The sequence below is a fragment of the Mesorhizobium sp. M5C.F.Cr.IN.023.01.1.1 genome (assembly GCF_003997585.1).
In the GTDB taxonomy this organism is placed as follows: domain Bacteria; phylum Pseudomonadota; class Alphaproteobacteria; order Rhizobiales; family Rhizobiaceae; genus Mesorhizobium; species Mesorhizobium wenxiniae.
The window spans coordinates 49,660-75,902 of sequence record NZ_RZSU01000010.1; the positions used below are offsets into that span (position 1 = coordinate 49,660).

21 protein-coding genes, 1 tRNA gene and 1 pseudogene are annotated in these 26,243 nt (G+C 62.3%); 11 read left to right on the forward strand and 12 right to left on the reverse strand.

Going from position 1 to position 26,243, the window contains the following annotated elements; genetic code table 11:
• Positions 1-12 precede the first annotated feature (12 nt).
• The gene (locus tag EOA78_RS06525; RefSeq protein WP_127314409.1) at positions 13-903 is read right to left on the reverse strand and encodes a hypothetical protein; all 891 of its coding nucleotides are present in this window, start codon (positions 901-903) and stop codon (positions 13-15) included.
• Between the two features lie 501 nt (positions 904-1,404).
• Here EOA78_RS06525 and EOA78_RS06530 point away from each other — a divergent pair.
• Both EOA78_RS06530 and EOA78_RS06535 read left to right on the forward strand, forming a co-directional pair.
• On the forward strand, positions 1,405-2,127 hold the full coding sequence (locus tag EOA78_RS06530; protein WP_127314410.1) for a LuxR family transcriptional regulator: 723 nt from the start codon (positions 1,405-1,407) through the stop codon (positions 2,125-2,127).
• Between the two features lie 83 nt (positions 2,128-2,210).
• A complete protein-coding gene (locus tag EOA78_RS06535; protein ID WP_127314411.1) occupies positions 2,211-2,882 on the forward strand; it encodes an acyl-homoserine-lactone synthase in 672 nt (223 codons plus the stop codon).
• A gap of 776 nt (positions 2,883-3,658) precedes the next feature.
• Here the strand turns inward: EOA78_RS06535 and EOA78_RS06540 are convergent.
• A tRNA-Gln gene (locus EOA78_RS06540) sits at positions 3,659-3,732 on the reverse strand.
• 338 nt (positions 3,733-4,070) lie between these two features.
• Entirely contained in the window at positions 4,071-5,003 is a 933-nt protein-coding gene (locus tag EOA78_RS06545) for a lysylphosphatidylglycerol synthase domain-containing protein (protein ID WP_127314412.1), read from the reverse strand.
• A gap of 290 nt (positions 5,004-5,293) precedes the next feature.
• Here EOA78_RS06545 and EOA78_RS06550 point away from each other — a divergent pair, with 290 nt between their 5' ends.
• Positions 5,294-6,673, forward strand: a complete 1,380-nt coding sequence (locus EOA78_RS06550; protein ID WP_127314413.1) for a Ppx/GppA phosphatase family protein — start codon at positions 5,294-5,296, stop codon at positions 6,671-6,673.
• A gap of 79 nt (positions 6,674-6,752) precedes the next feature.
• A complete protein-coding gene (locus tag EOA78_RS06555) occupies positions 6,753-7,448 on the forward strand; it encodes an RlmE family RNA methyltransferase (RefSeq protein WP_065008018.1) in 696 nt (231 codons plus the stop codon).
• Between the two features lie 90 nt (positions 7,449-7,538).
• Here the strand turns inward: EOA78_RS06555 and EOA78_RS06560 are convergent.
• Positions 7,539-7,817: pseudogene (locus EOA78_RS06560) on the reverse strand (MFS transporter); the annotation flags it as partial.
• 577 nt (positions 7,818-8,394) lie between these two features.
• On the opposite strand from EOA78_RS06560, the gene EOA78_RS06565 reads away from it, so the two are divergent.
• The 3 genes from EOA78_RS06565 (at position 8,395) to EOA78_RS06575 (ending at position 11,072) form a co-directional block, all read left to right on the forward strand.
• Positions 8,395-8,661, forward strand: coding sequence for a hypothetical protein (locus EOA78_RS06565; RefSeq protein WP_127314414.1), 267 nt, complete (start codon positions 8,395-8,397; stop codon positions 8,659-8,661).
• Between the two features lie 340 nt (positions 8,662-9,001).
• Positions 9,002-10,504 (forward strand): IMP dehydrogenase, encoded by a 1,503-nt coding sequence (gene guaB / locus EOA78_RS06570; protein ID WP_065008021.1) that lies wholly within the window; start codon positions 9,002-9,004, stop codon positions 10,502-10,504.
• Between the two features lie 25 nt (positions 10,505-10,529).
• A complete protein-coding gene (locus EOA78_RS06575; RefSeq protein ID WP_164783659.1) occupies positions 10,530-11,072 on the forward strand; it encodes a hypothetical protein in 543 nt (180 codons plus the stop codon).
• A 42-nt stretch (positions 11,073-11,114) separates the two neighbouring features.
• Here the strand turns inward: EOA78_RS06575 and rnd are convergent, their stop codons facing one another.
• The 4 genes from rnd to EOA78_RS06595 form a co-directional block, all read right to left on the reverse strand.
• Positions 11,115-12,266, reverse strand: coding sequence for a ribonuclease D (gene rnd / locus EOA78_RS06580; RefSeq protein ID WP_127314416.1), 1,152 nt, complete (start codon positions 12,264-12,266; stop codon positions 11,115-11,117).
• A 98-nt stretch (positions 12,267-12,364) separates the two neighbouring features.
• On the reverse strand, positions 12,365-13,609 hold the full coding sequence (locus EOA78_RS06585; protein ID WP_127314417.1) for an MFS transporter: 1,245 nt from the start codon (positions 13,607-13,609) through the stop codon (positions 12,365-12,367).
• 159 nt (positions 13,610-13,768) lie between these two features.
• On the reverse strand, positions 13,769-14,275 hold the full coding sequence (locus tag EOA78_RS06590; protein WP_127314418.1) for a DUF3280 domain-containing protein: 507 nt from the start codon (positions 14,273-14,275) through the stop codon (positions 13,769-13,771).
• A 244-nt stretch (positions 14,276-14,519) separates the two neighbouring features.
• Positions 14,520-14,921 carry an MAPEG family protein gene (locus tag EOA78_RS06595; protein WP_127314419.1) on the reverse strand — a complete coding sequence of 134 codons (402 nt, stop codon included), beginning with the start codon at positions 14,919-14,921 and terminating at the stop codon, positions 14,520-14,522.
• A 301-nt stretch (positions 14,922-15,222) separates the two neighbouring features.
• Here EOA78_RS06595 and aspS point away from each other — a divergent pair, with 301 nt between their 5' ends.
• A complete protein-coding gene (gene aspS / locus EOA78_RS06600; protein ID WP_164783662.1) occupies positions 15,223-17,013 on the forward strand; it encodes an aspartate--tRNA ligase in 1,791 nt (596 codons plus the stop codon).
• 74 nt (positions 17,014-17,087) lie between these two features.
• On the opposite strand, the gene EOA78_RS06605 is transcribed toward aspS, so the two are convergent.
• Positions 17,088-18,278 (reverse strand): hypothetical protein, encoded by a 1,191-nt coding sequence (locus EOA78_RS06605; RefSeq protein ID WP_127314421.1) that lies wholly within the window; start codon positions 18,276-18,278, stop codon positions 17,088-17,090.
• A 263-nt stretch (positions 18,279-18,541) separates the two neighbouring features.
• Here EOA78_RS06605 and parC point away from each other — a divergent pair, with 263 nt between their 5' ends.
• Positions 18,542-20,794: a DNA topoisomerase IV subunit A gene (parC, locus tag EOA78_RS06610; protein WP_127314422.1), complete on the forward strand. Its 2,253-nt coding sequence runs from the start codon at positions 18,542-18,544 to the stop codon at positions 20,792-20,794.
• 263 nt (positions 20,795-21,057) lie between these two features.
• On the forward strand, positions 21,058-22,266 hold the full coding sequence (locus EOA78_RS06615; RefSeq protein WP_127314423.1) for an AI-2E family transporter: 1,209 nt from the start codon (positions 21,058-21,060) through the stop codon (positions 22,264-22,266).
• Here the strand turns inward: EOA78_RS06615 and EOA78_RS06620 are convergent.
• The 3 genes from EOA78_RS06620 to EOA78_RS06630 form a co-directional block, all read right to left on the reverse strand.
• On the reverse strand, positions 22,254-23,150 hold the full coding sequence (locus tag EOA78_RS06620; protein WP_127314424.1) for a DMT family transporter: 897 nt from the start codon (positions 23,148-23,150) through the stop codon (positions 22,254-22,256). The genes EOA78_RS06615 and EOA78_RS06620 overlap by 13 nt on opposite strands.
• A gap of 127 nt (positions 23,151-23,277) precedes the next feature.
• Positions 23,278-24,042 (reverse strand): arginyltransferase, encoded by a 765-nt coding sequence (locus EOA78_RS06625; protein WP_127314425.1) that lies wholly within the window; start codon positions 24,040-24,042, stop codon positions 23,278-23,280.
• 135 nt (positions 24,043-24,177) lie between these two features.
• Positions 24,178-24,648: an RDD family protein gene (locus tag EOA78_RS06630; RefSeq protein WP_029353972.1), complete on the reverse strand. Its 471-nt coding sequence runs from the start codon at positions 24,646-24,648 to the stop codon at positions 24,178-24,180.
• Positions 24,649-24,852: 204 nt separating this feature from the next.
• Here EOA78_RS06630 and sthA point away from each other — a divergent pair, with 204 nt between their 5' ends.
• Positions 24,853-26,241 (forward strand): Si-specific NAD(P)(+) transhydrogenase, encoded by a 1,389-nt coding sequence (sthA, locus tag EOA78_RS06635; protein WP_127314426.1) that lies wholly within the window; start codon positions 24,853-24,855, stop codon positions 26,239-26,241.
• Positions 26,242-26,243 lie beyond the last annotated feature (2 nt).

The window sequence follows — 26,243 nt, forward strand, 5'->3', positions numbered from 1 at the left end:
CTTTCGACCGGTTCAGTCTCGGCGATGGATACGCATCTCGATGATGCTGCTCTCCACTAGCGACTGCACTCCTGCGCTTCCAATGCCTGAAGCGTAATCGGCGAATGCCCAGATGCCCACGTTGAAGGTGTATTCGCCCGGGTCGATTCGTCCTCCCATGCCACCGGGGAATACGCTCGTGAAGCCAGTCCGAACGCTCTCATTCTCTGAGAGGCCGCTCACGCGTCTGCGCCACAACGGAAAGGTGCCCGCCATCAAGACCTGGCCGCCCTTCATGAAAGTCGTCTCCAGGCCACCCTCCGAGGTGGCGCTCGCACCAATGCCGCGTGCCCAAATGGCGAAGGAATGGCGCGATGAGCGCGGCGCGAACAACTCGACGGCGATCGGACGATCGGTCCGCACGATGCAGCCGACGCCGATGTGTGCGTGGACAAAACGGCTGGCGCCGCCCGCGACCCCGCCGCCGGCCCGCGCATCCACGCCGAGGCGTCCCCTTTGGTCGCCGCTCTGGCTGAACGGAGGGGCCCCTCCGTTGTGATGCCATCTCCAGGCGAAGTCGTAGGGAGGAAGCCGCTGCTCGACGCTGCTGTCAGTCGGCGACGCAGGGATCACGTGATCGCGCCCTCCGCCAGGTGGGCCCCGCAGGCGCAGGCGGTCCTTAGCCTTGAATGGCCGCACGCCGACCCCTTCGGGCGCCTCTGCAACTCCGGGGTCCGCTCGGATCAGCTTCGCAAGGCGCGCCGTGATCGCGTCATGCAGCTTGTCCTCCTCGGCCGCTCGCTCGCGCGCGGCGTCGACCTCCGCACGCGTGCGCTCCGCCGCCGACGCGATCGACTGCTCGACTGTTTCGCGCTGACCGGGCGCCAGGCTCGCACTGAAGTAGATTTCGATGCCGTCAGGCATGGCGAAATCCCCCCGTTCGAACGCTTGAGCTTAAGACCACGATTTTGGTGCCGGCGAAGCGATGGTCAAGCGGAAAAATCAGCGATCTCTAATGTATTTCTGGGCAGTGGGGTGCCAGCTTGCGCTTCCCCGCTGCGGGTCGGGCCTAATCCGATCGCGCCCGCTCTCCGCCAGAGGCGCGGGCCTTTTTTCATTCGTTCGGCCGATGCGCCTGCCATGGCGAAGATAGCATCGAGAGTCCGTTTGCTGTTCTAAGCGGCGGCTTTCCAGAATTACTGATGCGCGCAGCGTGCACCGGAGATGGGTCGCCGAGGTGCCGAGGTCGAAACGGGTCCATTCCCTTCTCATAAGTCTCCCGGCGACCCCGGGCCGATTGAAGAAGTTGCGCTGGCACGAGTGTGGGGAAACGCAACCGTTGTGATTGGCAAGGTAGCGGCGGTATGTTTTAAGATTCTAATTTGAGGTATGCTAATATTTCGGCGAGGAGACGGGGCCTCTGGCATGATCGATTCAGACGTGTTCGACTTTGTCGAACGCTGCAGGAAACACACAGCTACCGGGGCGCTGCTGAGTGACCTGCTCGAGACCGTGAGGAATCTCGGCTTCGAGCACCTCATCCTTAGCGGCGTGCCGCTCGGTGGGCAGAAGCTTGCACCGATGGTTGAACTGAATGGCTGGCCGGCCGGCTGGTTCGAACGCTATGTCGAAGCCGAGCATGCCGCAGTTGATGGTGTTTGCATCTACTCGGCAAAGACCTTGAAGCCGTTCCTTTGGTCCGAAGTCCCGGCAAAGTGGTCAGACACAGAAGGCTCACGACGCGTCGCCGGCGAGGCGACGGAGTTTGGCATCTGGAGCGGCTTCGCCGTGCCGATGCTCAGCGTTCACCACTGGCAATCCGTGCTGTCGTTTGCCTCTTCGGCCAAGTGCTGCACGCTCTCGCCGCGCCATCAAGTGCAACTGGTTACGATGGCAGTCTACGCCGGCATGTCGATCCAAGCTTTGTCGAATGAAGATGACGGCGGCGAGGGCCTGCTGACCGACCGGGAAAAAGAGGTGCTCTTGTGGGCTGCGGCCGGCAAGACATCGTCGGAGACATCCCAAATCCTTGGCCTGACCGAGCGCACGGTCAAATGGCACTCCACACGGGCCAGGGAAGCTTTTGGCGTCGTATCGACTACGCAAGCGGTGGTCGAGGCAGTGCGCCGACGTTTGATCCATCCCTAAACGCGTCAACTGTCCCATCGGACAGGTGACGTATATTAGCGCGACTGCGAATATCCCTTTGAGAACGATCGGGGGATCGCGCCATGATAACGGCCCACGTAGTCAATGCGCATAACAAGCATCTCTATGAAAACGAATTCGACGAGTTTCTGCGCCGGCGGCACGATTTCTTCGTGCATCAAAAACACTGGCGCCCTCCGAGCCCGGACGGTCGCGAACTAGACCAATTCGATACGGACGCAGCGACCTACTTGCTGGGTATTGAAGAAGGTCGCGTCGTGACCTCGGCTCGATTGATCCCAACGAGCGAGCCGCACATGGTCTCGGAGGTCTTTTCTCACATGTGCGAAAAATCGGGCGTCCCCAGGCGTCCCGATTGGGCCGAATGGACCCGCACCTTCGTCGTTCCGGACAAACGCTCGACCGGGTTGCGAGGCACGCTGACGCAGCTGTGCTGCGCGGTGATGGAATACGCCCTCGACGAGGGTCTCAGCGCCGTCGGCGGCGTTCAGGAAACCTATTTCATGCCCCACCACGGCGCGCTCAAATGGCGGGCCGAGCCGATGGGGATGGCCAGGGAAGAAAACGGCGAGTGGTACATCGTCGCTTATATCGAAGTGAATGAAGCGGCGCTGGCGAGTGTGCGGAAGATACTTGGGATTGAGCGTTCGCTGCTGGCGAGGCGAGGTAGGCACGTGCCATTTATAAACAATAACCAGATGGCGGAACGCGCCCTATTGTCAGGGACAGGGTAGCTACCAAGAATTCATCGAATGTGAGGGAGGGCTATGCAATCGCTTATTTATTCAGTTGACCAAGTACACGTTGATGGGCCGGTAGTAATAGCCGACAATCCCCCAGCATCCGCCAGCATCCGCCAGCATCCGCCAGCATCCGCCAGCATCCGCCGGAATGAGCCATGCACTTGGGCGCAGTACAGCGGCCAATCTCAACGCAGAAAAAGTGCCGCGGTCGTTGCGTAGCCATAGACCGCTGATGGAATGGCACTCAGCAATGGCAGCTTGGCAGCGAGAATCAGCACTACGATATCGCTAGTAGACATACTAGGCGTATCCAGGGAACCGCAATGAAAATTAAAACATAGAACGACAAGATGAAAATGAAAATCGTTACTGCGCTAGTTTGTTTGATCGTGTGCTCATCAGCGCTCGCGCAAGAACAGAAGATGGAAGAGACTCCGCCGAACAATACGGCTGTGACCGGAATGGGAGTTGTTATTGCCACGTCTGGACCATCGACAGGACCATCGACAAATGGCAATAGCACCGGATTGAGCCAAAGCGTTTGTCAGCCAGGCGAGTACGCGGTCGGTGTGGAAGCGGATGGCGCAGATTCCAAAATTCGATATTGCATTGGATGCGTAGCACGTCTGAGAGTCATCTGTCAGAGAATGCCATGAAGAAAGAGGATGGCGGCTCTGCAGCCTGCTTGGACCGCCATGCCCCGGAAAAGTGTTCCGGATGCAATTTTTTTTAACGTCGCCTAAGTGCTTGTTTTTATTCATAGGTAGTGGCTGGGGAACCTGGATTCGAACCAGGACTAACGGAGTCAGAGTCCGTGGGTCTACCGTTAACCTATTCCCCAGCAGGCGCGGTTGAAAAAAAACCGCGCGGGCAGCGCGGCGATGGCGCCGCGCGTGCCTTGTAGCCGCCGCCGGAAAATAGTCAAGCCTGCCCAGCCCTTCAATAAGCGCAATCGCTTCAGGTTTTGACTTGCCCTTGTGTGCGTTTGCGCTGCCCCTCACCCCCGGCCCTTCTCCCCGTGAAGGACGGGGAGGGGTCGCCAGCGTTGCGGCTAGGTCCATTCTCCCCGTTTTTCACGGGGAGAAGATGCCGGCAGGCAGATGAGTGCGGCGCCGACGTCGACGATTGATTGTCTCAGACATGACGTCATCGTTAGTCTGATGCGATTACCCCGGCATCTCACTTCCCACTCCGCCCAAGCTGCGAGTGCTCGAACACCAGCACGACGCCGAGCGCTATCACCAGCGGGACGATCAGGTAGAACAACCGGAACACCAGAAGTGCGGCCAGCACGCCGACCGGATTCATATGCGACAGGCCGGCGAGGAACACGACCTCGAACACGCCGAGTCCGCCCGGCGCATGCGAAATCTGGGCTACCGAGAACGACACCAGGAAGACGCCGAGCACGACGAAATAGCCGGGATTACCAGCCGCGGGCAGGGCGAAGAAGATGATCGCCGCCGCCGCCAGAAGTTCGATCGGGCCGATCAGCAATTGCCGCGCGACGATCGGCAGGGCCGGATAATGGATCTGAAAGCTGCCGATCTTCAGCGGTCTGAGATGCAGCCAGCTGCCGAAGACATAGGCCGCCACCAGCAGCAGCATGGCGACGCCCGCGGCCATGGTCAGGCCATGATGCGGTGCGCCGGAGAACCGGTCGATGATTTCAGGCTCGAAGACCAGCACGAGGCCGGAGACGAGGATCGTCGACAGCACGAAGGTGATCCAGCAGATCGCCACCAGCACGCCGACATCCTTTCCGGTGAGGCCCCTGGTTCCGTAGGCGCGGTAGCGGATCACCGCGCCTGAAAATACCGAGCCGCCGATGTTGTGCGACAGCGCATAGGTAGTGAATGAGCAGAAGGTGACGAAGAGCCAAGAGACCTTCTTGCCGATATGCAGGAGCGCGATGTGGTCGTAGCCGGCCAGCGATGCATAAGCGATGACCGAGCTCAGCGCGGCGAGCATCCAGCCGCGGGCAGGGATGGCGACGATGCCGTCCCAGACATCGTCGAGCGAGATGCCGCGCAGTTCGTGCAGTAGCAGCCACAGCGAGAATACGACCGCCACAATGCCGACGACCGGCCAGAAATAGCGCCTCCAGTTCATGGCGTGACGATCATGCGTTGCAGCCCCGTTGCCCTCTTTCGGTTCGCGTCAGGGAAACTGGCCGCGATTCCGAATGTTCCATTCCGCCATTTCAGAAATGCCTTATCGAAGCCGGCTATTCAACCGGCAACGCGCGGCTCTTCCTGCTGCCGCTTCATGCCGCCGGCAAAATTCGGCCCCTGCGCTCTTGGTGATCCGGCCCGGCGCTGCTAGTCTGGCGGCAACTTAGAACACATGAAAGCGCCTGCTGCGTCCGATCTCCGGTTCGCGCGGCGCCGGAAGGAACGACAGTGGAAGACCACGACACCGGCGCTGGCGCGCCGGAAGTGGGCGTGTCCAGGGCTTCGCCGCCGCCTTCAGGCCAGGCAAGCCCATCCGCCGGTCGGCAGAATGGCCGCCCGGTACAGCCTTGGTCCGGTCACGGACAGGCAGGCGACGCGTCCCAGCATCAGAATGGCCAGAATCAGAAGGCCAAGACCAGGAAGCGGCGCAAACGCCGGCGCGGCCGCAGGGTTTTCGTGCGCGATGACGCACACCTCGCGGCGGCCGCGCTGTCGGCGGCCGCCGACAGCGCTCCAGCCAGCCGTCCTCCCGAGGCGATCGTCGCGCCTTTGCCCTCAGCTGCGCCAAGCAGGCCGGAGCAGGATGTTCGCCGCTCGCCGGCACAGGAACTGCCGGTGTTTGCGGCACTCGATCTCGGCACGAACAATTGCCGGCTGCTGGTGGCGGTGCCGACGCGCCACGGCCAGTTCCGCGTCATCGACGCTTTCTCGCGCATCGTCAGGCTGGGCGAGGGCCTCACCGCCAATGGCCGGCTTGGGCAGCCGGCGATGGACCGTGCGGTCGAGGCGCTGAAGATCTGCGGCGACAAATTGCGCAGCCGCAAGATCAGGAAGGCCCGGCTGATCGCCACTGAAGCCTGCCGCACGGCCGCGAACGGCGCCGAGTTCCTCGACCGCGTCGAGCGCGAGGCCGGCTTGAAGCTCGAAATCATCGACCGCCAGACCGAGGCGCGGCTGGCGGTTTCGGGCTGCGGCTCGCTGGTCGACCGCGACACGCAAGGCGTCGTCCTGTTCGACATCGGCGGCGGCTCCTCGGAAATCGCGCTGATCGACCTCACCGGCCACCGCTCGCCGAGGCTCGCCAACCACATCGTCTCCTGGACGTCGCTGCCGGTCGGCGTGGTCTCGCTGGCCGAGCGCTTCGGCGGCCGCACCGTCACCCGCGAGGTTTTCGCCGCCATGGTCGAGGATGTGGCTGTGCGCCTGCGTGCCTTTGATGGGCGCGACCGGCTGAGTCACGTGCTCGCCAGCCCGAAATTCCACCTGCTCGGCACCTCGGGCACGGTGACGACGCTGGCCGGTGTCCACCTTGACCTGGAACGCTACGATCGCCGCCGGGTCGACGGGCTGTGGATGGATCGCGACAGCGTCGACCGTATGGTCGACAAGCTGGTCGGCTGGGATTTTCAGCAGCGCGTCGCCAATCCGTGCATCGGCGCCGATCGCGCCGATCTGGTGCTGGCCGGCTGCGCCATCCTGGAAGCGATCCGCGCGGTGTGGCCGTCGGAGCGGCTGCGCGTCGCCGACCGCGGCCTGCGCGAGGGCATATTGAGCGAATTGATGGCCGACGACGGCGTCTGGCGCAACAACGGGCGTGGCAGAGCATGATCCCGAACCGAAAGACCGCGTCAGCGAAAAGTGGCAATCGGTTTTCGCCGGAGATCATGCTCAAACAAGAAGTCAAGCAATGACCAAGAAACCGGAAAAACCAGGCTCTGCCGGCATTCGCGTGCTGAAGACGCGGATCAAGAAGAAAAGCGGCCTGAAGGAATCGTCGCGCCGCTGGCTGCAGCGCCACATCAACGATCCCTATGTCCAGCGCTCCAAAGCCGATGGCTACCGCTCGCGCGCGGCCTACAAGCTGATCGAGATCGACGACAAGCACCATCTGCTCAAGCCCGGCATGAAGGTCATCGACCTTGGTGCGGCACCCGGCGGCTGGTGCCAGGTCGCCGCCGCGCGGACAAAATCGACGGCCGAACACCCGCATGTCGTCGGCATCGACTATCTGGAGATGGACGCGGTGCCCGGCGCGCCGGTGCTGTTGATGGATTTTCTCGACCCGCAGGCGCCGGAAAAACTCGCCGAAACGCTCGGCGGCCAACCTGATATCGTTTTGTCCGACATGGCGGCGCCGACGACCGGCCACCGCCGGACCGATCACATCCGCACGATGTATCTGTGCGAGGTGGCCGCCGATTTCGCCCTGTCGGTACTGAAGCCGGGCGGCCATTTCCTCGCCAAGACGTTTCAGGGCGGCGCCGAGAACGAATTGCTCGCCAGGCTCAAGCAGAATTTCCGCTCGGTCCATCACGTCAAGCCGCCGGCCTCACGGGATGAGTCGGTAGAGCTTTATCTGCTGGCGAAAGATTTTAAGGGGTGAGAAGCGGTCCGCGTTAGCGGACGAAAAGCCAATTGCTTGGCTTTTCGAGCTTCGAACGCCCTGAGCCTGCGAAGGGCCGGGTGGTGAAGAACTCACTGCCCCGCCGGCGTCCGGCGCCAGCCGCATGAATGACAGCGATGCGGCCGCCGACACCGCCGCGACGATGAAGAACGCGATGTGGAAGTCGCTCAGCGTCAGCGGCCCGCCATGGATTGTCGTCGACACTTCCAGGATGCCGCCGGCCAGCGCCACGCCGAGCGCGATCGACAGTTGCTGGAAGACCGCGGCGATCGGCGTTGCCTTGCTGGTGTCGGCGGTCGAAATCTCGGCATAGGCAAGCGCGTTCATGCCGGTGAAAAACATCGAGCGCCGGCAGCGACGTCGCGATAACAGTCGAATCCATGTTTTCCATGAAGAGAGCGACCGCCAGGATGAGCGGAATGGTACGGTTCATGGAGCGCGTCCGGATCTGAATGTTCACCGCCGATTGCTTGCCGGTCCTCGGGGCAAAGGGGGCAAGCCGACACGCAGGGCGGTTACCACGGGTGGGGTCGGAGGTCGTCTTAATTTGCCGTCACATTTGTGCGACCTTGGCAGGCGTGCCAGTTGGGACGCTGGGAAGAATGGCACCAAATAAAAACCCGCCTCAGCGGCGGGTCGCTGGCGCAAATCAACACCATGAATAAATTCCTAGCATAATTGCTGTCACAAAGCAAGGACAGATGTGCTAATCACTTCAGCAAAAGCTGGCGCCCCTGCCAATTCTCGACGTCGGCACCGCCCCTCATTGCCCTGCCGGGCACTTCTCCCGTATAGCATCGGTTGCTCTCCGCGGCGTGGGTTATCAAAGGGCCCTCTGCAGACAGAGGGCCCTTTGGTAGTGCCGGGATTAGCGACGGGTCATGACAGCCTCCTATGTTGGCTCCTGGGGAGACAAGGACGGCTGATGTCTATGGACATCTCTTCCCAAGGGGCGATGATGGCAGCGGCAGAGCGCGCGCTATCGGATCTGGGGAGCACCAAAATGTGGAAAAGAAAGCCAACTGAGTTGAGCCTGCAAAAAAGGACTGAACTCGAATTCCAAGAGGACTTCCGGGTCGATCCACAGCGGGCGTACGAGAAATACGGGCTCACTCCAATTCTAAAACGCGGGGTCGCTGTTACGTTTGTTCTGATGCTCGGGTTGATTATTTGGGAAGCCCTTCGTCACTGAGCGCGAGACGGCACGCGCCTTTCCTTCACCGAGAATGGCAGGTGAGGGCGGCGCAAACCTGAAGCGATGGCTCTGAGCCCGCGTCTCTTCGCGCCGCTCTGTCTAGGCAACATCTAATCCGTACACTCGCGCAGCAGCGGCGAATGCCGGTCACCAACCCATCGCCGGGAAAAGGCATCAAGCTGAGTTCGCAGCCCTGCCGCCCACATACGTGCACAACCAATCGGCTTTTCATCGGCGACGGGACGTGTTACGAGCCAGCGCCAATCCTGAAAGGGAAGAAGACGAGTCGGCGCTGTCCATCCGGTCCAGCGCTTTTCATGCATTCCGAGGGCTGGCCATGGCAAAGATTATCGAAACGTCCACGGGCGCATTGGCGCTGACCTTTGACGATGTGCTGCTGCAGCCGGGTCATTCCGAGGTCATGCCGGGCGAGACCGACATCCGCACCCGCATTGCAGGCGACATCGACCTCAACGTGCCTATCCTGTCCGCCGCCATGGATACCGTGACCGAGGCGCGTCTTGCCATCGCCATGGCCCAGGCTGGCGGCATCGGCGTCATCCACCGCAATTTCTCGCCGGCCGAACAGGCCGAGCAGGTGCGGCAGGTCAAGAAATTCGAATCCGGCATGGTGGTCAACCCCGTTACCATCGGCCCCGACGCGACGCTCGCCGACGCCTTGGGGCTGATGCGCACCTACAGCATTTCGGGCATTCCGGTGGTCGAGAATGGCGGCGCCGGCGGGCATAAGGTCGGACGGCTGGTCGGCATCCTGACCAACCGCGACGTGCGCTTCGCTTCCGACCCGGCCCAGAAAGTCTACGAGCTGATGACCCGTGAGAACCTGATCACGGTCAAGGAAAATGTCGATCAGGACGAGGCCAAGCGGCTCCTGCATCAGCACCGCATCGAAAAGCTGGTCGTGGTCGATAGCGACGGCAATTGCGTCGGGCTGATCACCGTCAAGGACATCGAGAAGTCGCAGCTCAACCCGCACGCCACCAAGGACGTGCAGGGACGCTTGCGCGCGGCGGCCGCCACCAGCGTCGGCGATGACGGTTTTGAGCGCGCCGAGCGGCTCATCGATGCCGGCGTCGACCTTCTGGTGATCGATACCGCGCATGGTCATTCGCAACGCGTGCTCGATGCGGTGACGCGGGCCAAGAAGCTGTCCAATTCGGTCCGCATCCTGGCCGGCAACGTCGCCACGTCAGAAGGCACGCTGGCGCTGATCGATGCCGGCGCCGATGCCGTCAAGGTCGGCATCGGGCCCGGCTCCATCTGCACCACCCGCATCGTCGCCGGCGTCGGCGTGCCGCAGCTTTCGGCAATCATGTCGGCGGTCGAGACAGCGCAGAAATCGGGCGTCTCGGTCATTGCCGATGGCGGCATCAAATATTCAGGCGATCTCGCCAAGGCGCTCGCCGCCGGCGCCAGTGCCGCCATGATCGGCTCGCTGCTGGCCGGCACCGACGAGAGCCCGGGCGAAGTCTATCTGCACCAGGGCCGCTCGTTCAAAGCCTATCGCGGCATGGGCTCGGTCGGCGCCATGGCCCGCGGCTCCGCCGACCGTTACTTCCAGGCCGAGGTGCGCGACACGCTGAAACTGGTGCCGGAAGGCATCGAAGGGCAGGTGCCCTACAAAGGACCTGTGTCCGGCGTTCTGCACCAGCTTGCCGGCGGCCTGAAAGCCGCTATGGGTTATGTCGGCGGGCGCGATCTTGCCGATTTCCGCGACCGCGCCACCTTTGTACGCATATCCAACGCCGGACTTCGTGAAAGCCACGCCCATGACGTCACGATCACCCGCGAAAGCCCGAATTACCCCGGCGGAGCCTAACCAGCTCTCACGAAGCCTGACGGCAATGATGCTGCGGCTGTCACGCCACGCTGCACCGCTCTGTTTTGTCGCGATGGCGGTTTTCGTCGCCATGACGGCGATGGAGTTCCTCTATTTCCGCCAGCTGAGTGGTGGCCTGCCGTCGCTCGATTTGCGCTGGACCGGTTTCACCCCGGATGAGGGCATGGCCTGGCTGACGGCGCTCGGCCGTCGCGGCAGCGAGATCATTCTGGTCTGGCACTATCTGACCTTCGATCTCTTGTTCCCGGCGCTGCTGTCGCTGACGCTGGTCAGCCTGATCCTGGCCACGGGGCGGCCGCTGAAGACCTTCCGGGCTCTGTCCGCACAGCTTCAATCACTATTCGCGCTCGTCCTGGTGCTGCCCTACACGCTTGCCGACTATGCGCAGAACATCGCGGTGGCCCGGCTGCTCTCGGATTTCCTGTCGGCCAATCCGGATTCGCTGTCCTTCGCCTCGGTGCTGATCGTCACCAAATTCGCGCTTCTGGCGATACCGGTGATCGTCGTCGCGGTTTTCCACCTGGCCGGTCAGCCGCGCCAGCGTTGACTTCCCTTCTCCCACAACAAGGGGAGAAGGATTTGGCAGACGCTACAAATCGAACAGCGCGATCTTGCGCTTGTCGAACTTGATCGCAATCTCGCCGCGTACCAGTTTGAGCGCGGCCTCGCCGAACACGGCGCGTCGCCAGCCATGCAAGGCCGGCACATCGGCGGCCTCGCCCTCGGCGGCGATGCGGTCGATGTCGTCGCTGGAGGCCAGCACCTTCGAAGCGACGCCCTCCCTTTCGGCGACGATCCGCAACAGGACTTTCAACAATTCCGCGGCGGCATTGGAGCCTTCGGGCGGCTGAAAACTCTTCGGCAGCTTCGGCATCTCTTCCCTGGGCAAGGCAAGCGCGCTGTTGACCGCGCCAAGCAGCGCCGTTGCCGTCGCCGACCGTTCCCAACCCTTCGGCGTGGTGCGCAGCTTGCCGAGTGCAGCCGCATCGCGCGGCGCCTGCTGCGCCACCTCGTAGATGGCGTCGTCCTTGAGCACCCGGCCGCGCGGCACGTCGCGTTCGCGCGCCTCGCGCTCGCGCCATGCCGCCACCGCTTGCACGATCGCCAGCTCCTGCGGCTTGCGCAGCCGCATCTTCAGCCGCTTCCAGGCATCCTCCGGATGCGGATCGTAGGTCTCACGCGCAGTCAGCACCTCCATCTCTTCGTTCAGCCAATGAGCGCGGTTTTCCCGCACCAGTTCGGCGCTGAGGTGCTGGTAGACCTCGATTAGATGGGTGACATCGGCGAGCGCGTAGTCGAGCTGCTTTTCGGAAAGCGGCCGGTGGCGCCAGTCGGTGAAACGTGAGGACTTGTCGAGCCGAGCGCCGGTGATCTTCTGGACGAGCTGATCATAGGAAACGCTGTCGCCGAAGCCGCAAACCATCGCCGCCACCTGGGTGTCGAACACCGGATGCGGGACTAGGTCGCCGAGATGAACGATGATTTCGATGTCCTGGCGCGCAGCATGGAAGACTTTGACGATGGCCTCGTTGGCCATCAGCCTGAAGAACGGCTTCAGGTCGATATCGGGTGACAGCGGATCGATCAGCGCCGTCACCCCGGGCGCCGCCATCTGGATCAGGCAGAGGATCGGCCAAAAGGTCGTCTCGCGTATGAATTCGGTGTCGACGGTGACGAAATCCGACTTTTCGAACGCGGCAACAGCGGTCTCAAGTTCTTCTTGGGTGGTGATGACGTGCATCAAATCGCTTTTGGCAAAAGGGTAAGGTCTCCTTCAATTTCAGCCGCGCGGGCTTTCGTCAAGCGGCAGCCCCGGGTTCAAGACATAGGGGACCGTTATCATTGCTTCGCAGGCCCGTCGGAATCATCGTTGCGCTTGGCCAGTCGGGCGAAGACCGTCGATGTGCGCAACAGGCCGATGAAACGGCTGCGATGGCCGGCCGGCACGCCCGATCGCACCTGCATCCGGTACAGGATGACGACGGCAAAGATGGCGTAGACGGTGGCGGTGAACACGAACAGCGCGCTTGGCCCGAAATACTGCATCGCCGTCGAGGCGGCGAACGGCCCGCCAATGGCGCCGAAGGAATAGAACAGCATCAGCGCCGCGTTGATCAGCACAAACTCGCCCTTGTCGGCGCGGTCGTTGGAATGCGCCGCCGATAGCGAGTAGAGCGGCATGGCGAAGCAGCCGAAGATGAAGACGATCACGAAGTTGAGGGAAGGGTCGCTGCGCGCCCAGAACACCAGCGCCAGCGATGCGAGCAGCGCGCAGCACGTCGTTATCAGCAGCACGGAACGCCGGTCCCAGCGGTCGGACAGATAGCCGAGCGGATACTGGATGATGGCGCCGCCGAAGATGCCGACGCTGACAAAGGTGACGACGTCGGTAACCGACATGCCGATCTGTTCGGCATAGACCGGCGACAAAGTGCGAAAGGCGCTGTTGGTGACACCGACGGCAATGCAGCCGAAGCAGCCGAGCGGCGAAATCCGCCAGACGCGGGCCAGGTCGAGCTTGACGTCTTCCGGCGGGGTCGGGTTGGAGCGGTCGCCGAGCGACACCGGCACCAGCGAGAGCGTGATCATGATCGACATGACGGCGAAGATGGCGAAACCGCCGGCGCCGACGATCGGGATCAGGAACTGTGCGCCCGTGACCGAACCGATGTCGACCATCCGGTAGATGGCCAGCACCCGCGCGCGATCCTTGTTGGCTGCCCCGGAGTTGAGCCAGGCTTCCATGATGGTGAACAGGCCGGCGAAGCAGAAGCCGCCGGCGAGGCGCAACACGCACCACATGACCGGGTCGACGACCAGCACCAAAAGCAATGTCCCGGCGGAAGCAATCGCCGCCAGCGCGGAAAAGGCGCGGACATGGCCGACGGCCTTCATGATGTGGGTGACGGCAAGGCAGCCGAGCAGGAAGCCGGCGAAATAGAACGTGCCCATCAGGCCGATGGTCGAGGCCGAAAATCCCTCCTGCGCACCGCGCAGCGCGATCAGGGTGCTCTGCAGGCCGTTGCCGCCGAGCAGGATGCCGGCGGCAATAAGGAGCGGGATCAGCGGGCGCATGGAGGACATGAAGGAAGGCCTGTCGTTGATCCTTCTTGAACCATCGCCCGCGCTAATGCCAGCGGCAATTCCCGGCGATCAGCAGGCCAGCGCCGACAATCAGTTTCTCGGTTTTAGCTGAGGGGCGATCTTTCGCGCTCCCGATGGCGCGCTGGGGTGATGGGCGTCCTACCGCAGAATTCTGTTCGTCATCAGCCATTTGACGGAGCGGGGCCACGCGTAGTTCGGACCCATGCGAAGATCGGTAAAGCCCTGAGAAACAGGTTTCCGGGTTTCAGCGTCGAGGATGCGAATGAACATGGTGTGTTCTGTTCGGTTGACGCGCGTTACGACGCCTAGCAAGGCAAGAGATGCGCCGTGCTCTTTGGCGATTTTGCTTTCACAGCCACCGCAATTGCGCAATCCGTGCGGTGCAACCGCCTGCTCATCTGTCGCTGGCGCATCAACCACTGTAAAACGTCCGGACTGGGAGAGCATGTCCTTCGCCACTTGTGCCGACTCGGACAGATAGCGCCTATCGTGTTCATCCGGGGGAATTATTCCTGCCCCAGCGCTCTTGTCCTCCAATTCGAAAGGAAACACCTCGATTGACACCGGCTTTGTCTGCTGAGCGTGTGCAAATGTACAGGTGCCAACAAGCAGCGTCATCAGGACAGTCAATATGCGAATGCGCATGATAGTCCTCCCATCGTGACGGCCATTGTACACGGCTTGACCACCCTGATCACGATCAAAGCAGAAGATAACAGTCGTCTTCCGTCAGCCGAAGCGCCTCAGGCTGACGGAGTAGACTTCGCCACGCGGTCATAAAGCTGCGCGGGGCACGGCTACTGACGACCACTATCTTGCACTGACCGCAGCCGGCCTGATCTAACTCAAAACTGCAAGGTCGCGACGCCGCCGTGACGGCGGTCGGGCACTATAGCTCGGGCCAGGCTGACGCAAGCAAAAGAAGGACAATTCCGACGAACGCGACGTTCCAGACGAGCGAACGGAGCAGGGGGACGCCTGCTGCGTAAAGTGGCAGGTAAACCAGCCTGGCTGAAAGATAGAGACCAGCTCCCCATTCGCTGAGCGCGCTCTCGCGGCCGAGCACATGGACAAGGAAGACCGCGGCCACAAACACCGGGAACGTCTCGAGGAAATTTCGAAGCGCCCGTTCTAGGCGGCCTGCGACTCCGGTGAGCGGGGGCATTTCGGCATCACGAGAGCTGGCCGTCCAGCGATAACCTCGCTGGAGACTGGCTGCGTGGGAGGAGATAATAATTTGGATCAGACAGACCACGCAGCTTGCTGCAAGCGCCACCAGTTCGAAGCTCATTCAACCTCACTCCTGTCCGTTCCTTAAGACGTCACTCGAGCCGTGCATTGTGTGCCGATTAGAGCCTGATCGCGACGTTTGATCTGTAATCGACCAGTCACCGCCGAGAGCAAACCCCGCACCATTCAACATCGCGCGACACGTTTTCCACGGCGGGGGTTCACAAGCCGAAGGTCGAACGAAGTTGCTCCCGAGCGCCGCCTGCCTTGACAAAGGCGGCCTCTCATGTGCTTTTCGCCCAAATTTTCGGGCCGGGCCATCATGCCTTGGCCGCAATCAACATCCGGACTTATCAATGACAATGCATCGTTACCGCAGCCATACCTGTGCCCAGTTGAGGAAGAGCGACGTCGGCTCTTCCGTTCGCCTGTCGGGCTGGGTGCATCGCGTGCGCGATCATGGCGGCCTGCTCTTCATCGATTTGCGCGACCACTATGGCCTGACCCAGATCGTCGCCGATCCGGATTCGCCGGCCTTCAAGATCGCGGAGACGGTGCGCGGCGAGTGGGTCATCCGTGTCGACGGCGAGGTCAAGGCGCGCCTGGCCGAGACCGCGAACGCCAACCTGCCGACCGGCGAGATCGAGGTTTTCGCGCGCGAGATCGAGGTGCTGTCGGCGGCCAAGGAACTGCCGCTTCCGGTGTTCGGCGAGCCGGATTATCCCGAGGACATTCGTCTCAAATACCGCTTCCTCGATCTGCGCCGCGACACGCTGCACAAGAACATCGTGGCGCGCACGAAGATAATCGCCGAGATGCGCAAGCGCATGGGCGAGGTCGGCTTCACCGAATTCTCGACACCGATCCTGACCGCTTCGTCGCCCGAAGGCGCGCGCGACTTCCTGGTGCCGTCGCGCATCCATCCCGGCACCTTCTACGCGCTGCCGCAGGCACCGCAGATATACAAGCAATTGATCATGGTGTCGGGCTTCGACCGTTACTTCCAGATCGCGCCGTGTTTCCGCGACGAGGACCCGCGCGCCGACCGCCTGCCGGGCGAATTCTACCAGCTCGACCTGGAAATGAGCTTCGTCGAGCAGGACGACGTACTGGCGACCATCGAGCCGGTGATGCGCGCGGTCTTCGAGACCTTTGCCGCCGGCAAGCCGGTGACGCAGGAGTTTCCGCGCATTGCCTATGACGTTGCCATGCGCAAATACGGCACCGACAAGCCGGACCTGCGCAACCCGATCGAGATGCAGGCGGTCTCCGATCATTTCCGCGATTCCGGCTTCAAGGTGTTCGCCAACATCCTTGCCAACGACCCGAAGGCCGAGGTCTGGGCCATTCCGGCCAGGACCGGCGGTTCGCGCGCCTTCTGCGACCGCATGAATTCCTGGGCGCAGGGCGAGGGCCAGCCGGGCCTCGGCTATATCTTCTGGCGCAAGGAGGGCGAGAAGCTCGAAGGCGCCGGTCCGCTCGCCAAGAACATCGGCGAGGAGCGCACCGAGGCGATCCGCCAGCAACTTGGTCTTGCCGATGGCGACGCCGCCTTCTTCGTCGCCGGCGACCCGAAGAAATTCGTCTCGTTCGCGGGCGCGGCGCGCACTCGCGCCGGCGAGGAGCTGAACCTTGTCGACCGCGACCGCTTCGAACTGTGCTGGATCGTCGACTTTCCCTTCTTCGAATGGAACGAGGACGAGAAAAAGATCGATTTCGCCCACAATCCGTTTTCCATGCCGCAAGGTGGCATCGACGCGCTCAACGGCGAGGATCTGCTTGGGATCAAGGCGTTCCAGTATGACATGGTCTGCAATGGTTTCGAGATCGCGTCTGGCGGCATCCGCAACCATCTGCCGGAAACCATGGTCAAGGCGTTCGAGACTGTCGGGCTGGACCGCGAGACGGTCGAGGAGCGCTTCGGCGGCCTCTACCGCGCCTTCCAGTACGGCGCACCGCCGCATGGCGGCATGGCGGCCGGCATCGACCGCGTCGTCATGCTTTTGGTCGGCGCCAGGAACCTGCGCGAAGTGACCATGTTCCCGATGAACCAACAGGCCTATGACCTGTTGATGAGCGCGCCGTCGGAAGCGAGCCCGCAACAGCTTCGCGAATTGTCGCTGCGCGTCGCGGTGACCAAGAAAGAGGCTTAAGAACCTACCGATTCTTTAATTCATAAAAAGCCCGGCGCGAAGCCGGGCTTTTCGCTCTCAAGAGACCGCTCCGGTCAATCTTCGTTCGCCTTGACCGTCACGCCAAGCGTCTTCGGCAGGTCGAGCGGGTTGGACATGGCACCCGCCATGATCAGCGCGAACGGCACTGCCGTCGGCGGCTCGGCCAAGATCTCGAGGCTCTGCGGATCGTCGAGAAATTTGCCGACTGCCGCCGACACTTGCGCCGTCAATTCGGGATTGTTGAGCTGCGCCATGCCGAAAGGCACGATCGCCTTGGCCTGGTTGGCGATGTCCTTGCCGGACATGCCTTGCTGCTTGCCGACATAGTCCAGCACCTTGTTGGTCAGCGAATCGTCGTCGAAGCGAATCGAAGCGCTGTTGAACGAAAGCTGCTGCAGGACGCCGAGCATGGCCATGCCTTGCGCCGAGTTGTCGGCGCCTTCGGGCTGAGCCGCCATCTTCTTCTGCATCTCCTGCAGCGACTTGATGACGTCCAACGTGTAGCCGCCGAGACCGAAGGTCATGCCGAGCGTTCCGGCATTGTCGACGGAGATGTCGTATTTCGACAGCTCCATCTTGCCGTCCGCGGGCTGCCAGGTGCCCTCCATTTGAAGGTTCCCGGTGATGTTCTGGTAACCGAGCGCGTTGATCACGTCCTTGGACTTCGGGTCCTCGACCAGCGTCAGGTCGGCATTGAACTTTTCCGTGGTCCCGGAAAATTCCATCGCCTTTCCGTCGGCCGGTGGGGTGATTTCGATGGCGAGTCCGTCCATCGAGAATGCGGTCTTGTCGGCAACCTTGACCGTCATGTTGTCGAGTTCGGCCGATTTATACATCATCATTGAGCCCAGCGGGCCCGTGGCGCCGTCCGCCGGAACCGTCATGTCGTGGATGATGAAGGGGCTGAGGTCGACGGTGACGCCGTCCTCGCTGTGCCGGAACGCCGCAGTCGAGACGGTTTCGATTTCATAGCCGCCATTGGCTTCGGTCACGCCTTCGAGTGTGACGTCACCGATCTTGAACGGTTCCTTTTCGGCCGCCGGTTTGAAGGCCACGCCTTGCAGCACCATGCTGGAGGCATCGCCCGTCACCCCGGTCCAGGAGATGTCGACGCCCTGGGCTGCGAGAGCGGCCTTCAGCCGGTCGGCGACCGCCGCATCCTGCGCCAAGGCCGCGTTCAGCGGCAGCGTCAGCAAAAACGTCGAAAAAGCAAGTTTGTTGAGTGTCGAGCGTCTGATCGTCATCGCAAGTCCCCCTGAGAGTGTCCTGAAGATTGTTTTTCAACTCGCTGCGCCGTCACCCTTCCGTGATGAACTGGACGGGAAAAAGGCGTTCTCCCGCACAATGGTCGAAAACCATGGCGAAAGGCAATCCGATCCATTGCCATATAGCCGGGATGTAACCGATTGATGTTGGTGGGCGCAGCAGTGCGTCCAGTTCATGTTGCGGAAGGAGGCGCAGTCAAGCGCCTCTTGCCGCGAATCACCCGCTCGGCTAGTCCCAGCCCATGGGAAAAAGGCTTTTGCCGCCTGGCGATGGCGGTGGCGACAACATCGAGCCGGTCGATCTGAAGAAAGCGCTGGAAGAGCGCTATCTCGCCTATGCGCTGTCGACCATCATGCACCGGGCGCTTCCGGATGTGCGCGACGGGCTGAAGCCGGTACATCGCCGCATCATGCATGCCATGCGGCTGCTCAGGCTCAACCCCGACCAGGGGTTCGCCAAATGCGCCCGCATCGTCGGCGAGGTGATGGGCAAGTTCCATCCGCATGGCGACCAGTCGATCTACGACGCGCTGGTGCGGCTGGCGCAGGACTTTTCGGTGCGCTATCCCCTGGTCGACGGGCAGGGCAATTTCGGCAATATCGACGGCGATAACGCCGCCGCCATGCGCTACACCGAAGCGCGCATGACCGATGTGGCGACCGAGCTGCTGTCCGGCATCACCGAGGATGCGGTCGACTACCGGCCGACTTACAATGAGGAGGACGAGGAGCCGGTCGTGCTGCCCGGCGCCTTCCCGAACCTGCTCGCCAACGGCTCGTCCGGCATTGCCGTGGGCATGGCGACCTCGATCCCGCCGCACAATGCCGCCGAGCTCTGCGACGCCGCGCTGCATCTGATCGAGCACCCCGATGCGCCGGTGACTGCGTTGATGGACTTCGTCCAAGGTCCGGATTTTCCGACAGGCGGCATCATCGTCGATAGCCGCGCGTCGATCCTCGAAGCCTATGAAACCGGTCGCGGTGGTTTCCGCGTCAGGGCGAAATGGAGCCAGGAGGACCAGGGCAGGGGCACCTGGAGCATCGTCGTCACCGAAATCCCCTACGGCGTCCAGAAGGCGCGGCTGATCGAAAAGATCGCCGAGCTTCTGATGGCGCGCAAATTGCCGCTGCTCGAAGACATCCGCGACGAGAGTGCCGAAGACATCCGCGTCGTGCTGGTGCCGAAGAGCCGTTCAGTCGATCCCGGCATCCTGATGGAATCGCTGTTCAAGCTGACCGAGCTCGAAAGCCGCTTTCCCCTCAACATGAACGTCCTGTCGCGCGGCAAGATACCCAACGTGCTGTCGCTGAAAGGCGTGCTCAAGGAATGGCTGGAGCACCGCCGCGAGGTGCTGATCCGCCGCTCCAGGCATCGCTTGGGCGAGATCGAAAGGCGGCTGGAGATCCTCGCCGGCTATCTGATCGCCTATCTCAACATCGACGAGGTGATCAGGATCATCCGCGAGGAGGACGAGCCCAAGCAAGTGATGATGGCGCGCTGGTCGCTCACCGACAACCAGGCCGAAGCCATCCTCAACATGCGGCTGAGGGCCCTGCGCAAGCTCGAGGAATTCGAGATCCGCAAGGAATTCGACGGCCTTACTATCGAGAAAAAGCAGATCGAGGCGCTGCTTGCGTCCGACGCCAGGCAGTGGTCGACGATCAAGTGGGAAGTCTCCAGCATCCGCGAGAAATTCGGACCGGAGACCGAGCTCGGCAAGCGCCGGACCCAGTTCGCCGACGCGCCCGAACATGACCTGACCGATATCGCCCATGCGATGATCGAGCGCGAGCCGGTCACCGTGGTCGTTTCGGAAAAGGGCTGGCTCAGGGCGATGAAAGGTCACCTGACCGATCATTCGTTGCTGACCTTCAAGGAGGGCGACAGCCTCAAGCTCGCCTTCCACGCTCAGACCACCGACAAGGTGCTGGTCTTCACCACCGGCGGCAAGTTCTACACGATCGGCGCCGACCGGCTGCCGGGCGGGCGCGGCCATGGCGAACCGATCCGCATCATTGTCGACATGGACAACGACCAGGACATCGTCACCGCCTTTGTCCATGATCCCAAACGCAAGCTGCTGCTGGTGTCTCACGACGGCAATGGCTTCATCGTGCCGGAAGAGGAAGTCGTCGCCAACACCCGCAAGGGCAAGCAGGTCATGAACGTCAAGGCGCCCGACGAGGCCCAACGCTGCGTGCCGGTCGCCGGCGACCATCTCGCCATCGTCGGCGAGAACCGCAAGATGCTGGTCTTCCCGCTCGCCGAGATCCCTGAGATGGGTCGCGGCAAGGGCGTTCGCCTGCAGAAATACAAGGATGGCGGCGTTCTCGACCTCAAGACCTTCACGCTCGCAGGCGGTCTCTCCTGGCAGGATTCGGCCGACCGCACCTTCGTCAAATCACGTGAAGAGCTGATAGAGTGGATTGGTGCTCGAGCCTCGGCCGGACGCATGGTGCCAAAGGGATTCCCGAGGACGGGGAAATTCGGGTAGCTGCTAATCCCCCATTGATGGGGAGATGGCCGGTAGGCCAGAGGGGTCGCCGCGCGTAAGGCGCCAGCCTCCCCTGTTCGCAATAAGAGGTCGCGCCTGAACGTCCCGACCCCTCTGTCGCCTTCGGCGACATCTCACCCTCAAGGGGGGAGATTAGCGCCTCCATGCAAACATTTGGAATGTCGTCACGATTGCTGCACTATCATGGTACATAAGCATCGCTACATAAGGCGGGGACACACGCCTTTGGGAGAAATGGGCATTTGAAAGAAGCCAGGATTAAGAAACCGGAAGGGCAGCAGCGCTTGTTCGGCCTGTCGACGCCGGTCAGATCCGCCGTCATTCCGCCGCTGTCGGCGGCGCGCTGGCTCCTGGTGCTGATCGTTGCCGCTGGGGTCTATTTCTTTCATGGTTTCCTGGTCCCGGTGCTGGCTGCCCTCGTCATCGCCTTTGCCAGCTGGCCGCTCTATCGGCGGCTGCTTGCTGCTGTCGGCGGCAACCGCACGATCGCCGCGACATTGGCGATCCTGTTCATCCTCACTTTCCTGGTGGTGCCGATCGCGCTCGCCGGCGCCTACGCCAGCAACGAAGTCCGCGAATGGGTCGGCTGGGCGATCGAAACCAACCGCGAAGGCGCGGTGACGCCGCACTGGATCGCCACGATGCCTGTGGTGGGCGACTGGCTGAACGAGCAGTGGACGCGCAATCTCGGCCATCCCGGCGGCATTGGCGAACTGATCCAGCTGATCAGCGGCGCCAACATCGGCAGCATCTACCGCGGCGTGCTGGCCGCCGGCGGCAGCGCCTTCGGTCTTCTGCTGGCGCTGCTGTTCATGATGATCGCGCTGTTCTTTGCCTATCGTGACGGCGAGCATTTTGCCGGGCAGGTCGACCGTCTCGGCGAACGCATCCTGCCGACCAGGTGGGAGCGGATTTCACGCGTCGTGCCGGCGACGATTTCCTCGACGGTGACCGGCATGACCATTATCGCCATCGGCGAGGGGGTGGTGCTGGGCGTGGCCTACTGGCTGGCCGGCGTGCCGTCGCCGGTGACGCTCGGCGCCCTGACCGGCATCATGGCGCTGATCCCCGGCGGCGCACCGCTGTCCTTCACGCTTGTTTCGATCTATCTCGCCGCCAGCGGCTCGCCGATGGCCGGGTTCGCGCTGTTCATCTGGGGGAGCGTCGAACTGTTCATCGTCGACAAGACACTGCGTCCGAAACTGGTCGGCGGCCCGATAAAGCTGCCGTTCCTGCCGACCTTTTTCGGCCTGATCGGCGGCGTCAAGACGATGGGCTTTCTCGGCCTGTTCATCGGCCCGGTGCTGATGGCATTGCTGGTCGCGATCTGGCGCGAATGGCTGCGCGAGGTGGAATTGGCCGACGAACTTGCCGCCGCAGCACCAGCGGAGCTGGAAGGGTCGCCGCCGCAAATCGAAATCGTTGCCGAGAAGAAGTCTCAGGCCGGGTGACTGACCGCAAGGCTTGCGCGGCGCTTGCGCCCCTCATGCAGTTGCCATAGCGAATGGGCGACCAGCGTGACGATCAGGATCGCGCCGCCGATCAGGCTGTTGCGCGACGGCGTCTCGGCAAAGATCATCCACATCCAGACCGGCGCCAGCACAGTTTCGAGTAGATAGAACATCGCCACTTCCGGTCCCGAAATATATTTCGGCCCGTTGGCGAGGCAGAAGAACGAGATCGGCATGATCACGGCGCCGTTGAAGATGATCCACCACGGCGCGTTCACCTGAAGGCCTTCGCCTGAGACCATGAACACTGCGACGGCCAGGGGCAGGATCACGCCGATCAGCGATGTGAACCCCATGTCCTTGCCGCTGGCACGCGAGATGGTGATGGCCAGCGCGATGAAGAAAGCCGAGCACAGCGCCATGAGATCGCCGAACAGGTGCCCGGTGCCGATCGAATCGCCGACGATGATCGCGACGCCGACAATCATGACCAGCATCGCGGCCACCGTGACCAGTCGTGGCCGCTCCTTCAGGAACAGCCAGGACAGCAGTGCCGCGAACACGGTGTTGAAGGCCAGGATGAAGACCAGATTGGCGGTCGTGGTGTAATAGATGCTGGCGACGAAGGTGACCGAGGTCAGCCCATAGCATATCGCGACAACGAGCCCCGACCAGCCGGGGATGAGCTGCGGCGCGTTCCTGCTCAGCGAGCGCCAGACAGCCCAGATGATCAGCGCCGCGACCAAGGTGGTGCCGGTGCGCAGCAGGAGGATCGTCCACGCGCCGCCGTCGGCGAGCCGGATCAGTGGAATGTCGATGGTCAGCGTCAGCCCGCCGATGGCGGTGATGAGAAGGCCCTTCTGGTGATCGTTGTGGGACGACATGGCAATTCTCGCAATGATGTGGAGGCAGGCGCAAAATTGGCCCAGCGTCTGTCGTTCCAGCCAAGCGGCCGAAAACCAGCGGCATCCCCCTTGAAACAGATTTAAGGATGGTTGGCGAAAGGGCGGATCAGCGCGAAACCGCTTCGTGGTCGTAGCGTTCCCAGCCTTTCGGGCCGAGATGCTCCTGCGGCATGAAGCGCATCTTATAGTTCATCTTGCGCGAGCCGTTGACCCAGTAGCCGAGATAGACATGGGGCAAGCCCATCGCCCTGGCGCGGGCGATGTGGTCGAGGATCATGAAGGTGCCGAGCGAGCGGTCCTCGAAGTCCGGATTGAAATAGGAATAGACCATCGACAGGCCGTCGGCCATCTTGTCGGTGAGCGCCACCGCGATCAGCTCGCCCTGGCCCTTGCCGGTGATGAAGCTGTCGGGGCCGCGGCGCCGGTATTCGATGACCTTGGTATCAACATGGGTGTCCTCGACCATCATGGCGTAGTCGAGCACCGTCATGTCGGACATGCCGCCGCGGCGATGGCGGGCATCGAGATAGCTGCGGAACAGCGAATACTGCTCGGTGGATGGTTGCGCGTCGTGCATGGCGCCGATGAGGTCTGAATTGTGCTGTATCACCCGCTTCATGTTGCGGCTGGCAGTGAATTCCTGGGCCAGGATGCGTACCGAAACGCAGGCGCGGCAGGTCTCGCAGGCCGGCCGGTAGGCGATGTTCTGCGATCGCCGGAAGCCGCCTTGCGTCAATAGGTCGTTCATCTCCGATGCCTTGTCGCCGACCAGATGCGTGAACACCTTGCGCTCGAACTGGCCCTCAAGATACGGGCACGGCGACGGCGCGGTCAGGAAGAACTGCGGCGACTGGGTAGGATGGTGCGTCATCGAACCTTGGAAACACTCCTGCGAATCATACCTTTGGCGCGGACGGCGAAAAATTCAACAGGATTGTGAAGGCGTGGGGGAGCGGAAGCCGTCACTTTGCACATAAAAGCTCGCGGGACTGATGAAAAGCTGATCTTAGCGGTCACTGCGGCTGACCACTGTGCCCAGCAGCAGGTCGTGCAACGTGCGTTTGCGGTCGGCAAACAGCGAGACCAGAAGGACCAGCGGCGTCAGGATGACGTTGCCGGCCCAGAACAGCACCGAATGCACCACCGCCGTCAGCCCGTCGATGCGGGTGCCGTCCAGACGGTCGAGCCGGATTCCCATCATCTTCATGCCTGTCGTGGCCTGGTCGGCGCTGCCGAGCGTATTCCAGATGTAGAGGATGGCGACGGCCGGCACCAGGACGGAAAACAGCATCCAGCCGAGGCCGAGCGTCAGAATCCCGAGGAAGAATACCAGGATCGCGAACGGAATGGTGAGCAGCGCGACGATGCAATAGTCGATGACGAAGGCGAGGACACGCCGCGTGCGCACGCCGTCATAGGCCCTGATATCATCGAGCCGGGAGGTGATGATTTCGCCGTCGAGAACGCGCGCGTTCATGTGATTTCCTCGCAATCAGGCCCGGGATAGGTGCGGGCCGCCTGGTTTTGAAATGGTGAAGTCTTGCGACGGAATCAAGATCGGGCGTTTCCGCCGCATGCGGTGGAAACGGGCACCGGGTACAGCCCGAATCGGTTGAATTTGCAGCGCCGATGGCGTTAGCTTGCTGCAGTGCAACAAAGTGCAGGCGAGGGGCAGGGCGACATGGATTACGACATGCTGGTCATCGGCAGCGGCCCTTCCGGGCGCCGCGCCGCGGTGCAGTCGGCCAAGCTCGGCAAATCCGTGCTGGTGGTCGACAGGGGCCGGCGTCTTGGCGGTGTTTCCGTGCATACCGGCACCATCCCGTCGAAGACGCTGCGGGAAACCGTGCTCAATCTCTCCGGCTGGCGCGAGCGCGGCTTCTACGGGCGCGGCTACCGGGTCAAGCAGGACATTTCGGTCGGCGATCTGATCGAACGCCTGCACAAGACGCTCGATCACGAGGTCGAGGTGCTGCAACACCAGTTCATGCGCAACACGGTCAAGAGCGCGCGCGCCGCAGTCAAGTTTCTCGGTCCCAACAGAGCGAGCCTGACGACGGAAACCGGCGACTACAGCGAAGTCGGTTTTGCGCATGCGCTGATCGCGGTCGGTACCCGCCCGCACCGGCCGCGCGACGTGCCTTTCGACAAGATCCGTATCTTCGACAGCGACGAGATGCTGGAGCTCGAGCGCTTGCCGCGGACATTGACGGTGATCGGCGCCGGCGTCATCGGCGTCGAGTACGCGACGATCTTTTCGGCGCTCGACGTGCCGGTGACGCTGGTCGAGCCGCGCAACACCATCCTCGATTTCGTCGACCGCGAGATCGTCGACGATTTCATCCATCAGATGCGTGACCGCGGCATGACGATCCGGCTCGGCAGTGCGATCATGGAGATCGCCTCGAAACCCGATTACGCCGAGGTGACGCTTGCCGACGGCCGCACCATACGCTCGGAGATGGTGCTCTATGCCGCGGGGCGCAACGGCAATGTCGGCGCGCTCGGCCTGGACGTGGTCGGCATCGAGGCCGACTCCCGGGGTCGCATCAAGGTCGATCCGCAGACCTTCCGGACCAGCGCGCCGAACATTTATGCCGCCGGTGATGTCATTGGCTTTCCGAGCCTCGCCTCGACCTCGATGGAACAGGGCAGGGTGGCCGCCTGCCACGCCTTCGGCGTGCCCTTGCCACCGCCGCCGGAAACGTTTCCCTACGGCATCTACGCCGTGCCGGAAATCTCGACCGTCGGCCAGTCCGAGGAGCAGGTGCGCGAGAGCGGCGGCGCGTATGAGGTCGGCGTGGCGCGCTTCCGCGAAACCTCGCGGGGCCATATCATGGGCGTCAACACCGGCTTCCTGAAGCTTCTGTTTTCGATCGAAACGCGCCGGTTGCTCGGCGCGCATATCGTCGGCGAGGGCGCGACTGAACTGATCCATATCGGCCAGGCGGTGATCAATCTCGGTGGCACCGTCGATTTCTTCGTCAACAACACCTTCAACTATCCGACGCTGGCCGAAGCCTACAAGATCGCCGGGCTGGATGCCTGGAACCGGATGGGGCGAGGGTAAGA

What these genes read in the sequence shown, in the direction of transcription:
- EOA78_RS06525 (WP_127314409.1), bottom strand. Translation starts at nt 903, where the DNA reads ATGCCTGACGGCATCGAAATCTACTTCAGTGCGAGCCTGGCGCCCGGT.
- EOA78_RS06530 (WP_127314410.1), top strand. Translation starts at nt 1,405, where the DNA reads ATGATCGATTCAGACGTGTTCGACTTTGTCGAACGCTGCAGGAAACAC.
- EOA78_RS06535 (WP_127314411.1), top strand. Translation starts at nt 2,211, where the DNA reads ATGATAACGGCCCACGTAGTCAATGCGCATAACAAGCATCTCTATGAA.
- EOA78_RS06545 (WP_127314412.1), bottom strand. Translation starts at nt 5,003, where the DNA reads ATGAACTGGAGGCGCTATTTCTGGCCGGTCGTCGGCATTGTGGCGGTC.
- EOA78_RS06555 (WP_065008018.1), top strand. Translation starts at nt 6,753, where the DNA reads ATGACCAAGAAACCGGAAAAACCAGGCTCTGCCGGCATTCGCGTGCTG.
- EOA78_RS06565 (WP_127314414.1), top strand. Translation starts at nt 8,395, where the DNA reads ATGTCTATGGACATCTCTTCCCAAGGGGCGATGATGGCAGCGGCAGAG.
- guaB (WP_065008021.1), top strand. Translation starts at nt 9,002, where the DNA reads ATGGCAAAGATTATCGAAACGTCCACGGGCGCATTGGCGCTGACCTTT.
- EOA78_RS06575 (WP_164783659.1), top strand. Translation starts at nt 10,530, where the DNA reads ATGATGCTGCGGCTGTCACGCCACGCTGCACCGCTCTGTTTTGTCGCG.
- rnd (WP_127314416.1), bottom strand. Translation starts at nt 12,266, where the DNA reads ATGCACGTCATCACCACCCAAGAAGAACTTGAGACCGCTGTTGCCGCG.
- EOA78_RS06585 (WP_127314417.1), bottom strand. Translation starts at nt 13,609, where the DNA reads ATGTCCTCCATGCGCCCGCTGATCCCGCTCCTTATTGCCGCCGGCATC.
- EOA78_RS06590 (WP_127314418.1), bottom strand. Translation starts at nt 14,275, where the DNA reads ATGCGCATTCGCATATTGACTGTCCTGATGACGCTGCTTGTTGGCACC.
- EOA78_RS06595 (WP_127314419.1), bottom strand. Translation starts at nt 14,921, where the DNA reads ATGAGCTTCGAACTGGTGGCGCTTGCAGCAAGCTGCGTGGTCTGTCTG.
- aspS (WP_164783662.1), top strand. Translation starts at nt 15,223, where the DNA reads ATGCATCGTTACCGCAGCCATACCTGTGCCCAGTTGAGGAAGAGCGAC.
- EOA78_RS06605 (WP_127314421.1), bottom strand. Translation starts at nt 18,278, where the DNA reads ATGACGATCAGACGCTCGACACTCAACAAACTTGCTTTTTCGACGTTT.
- parC (WP_127314422.1), top strand. Translation starts at nt 18,542, where the DNA reads ATGGGAAAAAGGCTTTTGCCGCCTGGCGATGGCGGTGGCGACAACATC.
- EOA78_RS06620 (WP_127314424.1), bottom strand. Translation starts at nt 23,150, where the DNA reads ATGTCGTCCCACAACGATCACCAGAAGGGCCTTCTCATCACCGCCATC.
- EOA78_RS06625 (WP_127314425.1), bottom strand. Translation starts at nt 24,042, where the DNA reads ATGACGCACCATCCTACCCAGTCGCCGCAGTTCTTCCTGACCGCGCCG.
- EOA78_RS06630 (WP_029353972.1), bottom strand. Translation starts at nt 24,648, where the DNA reads ATGAACGCGCGCGTTCTCGACGGCGAAATCATCACCTCCCGGCTCGAT.
- sthA (WP_127314426.1), top strand. Translation starts at nt 24,853, where the DNA reads ATGGATTACGACATGCTGGTCATCGGCAGCGGCCCTTCCGGGCGCCGC.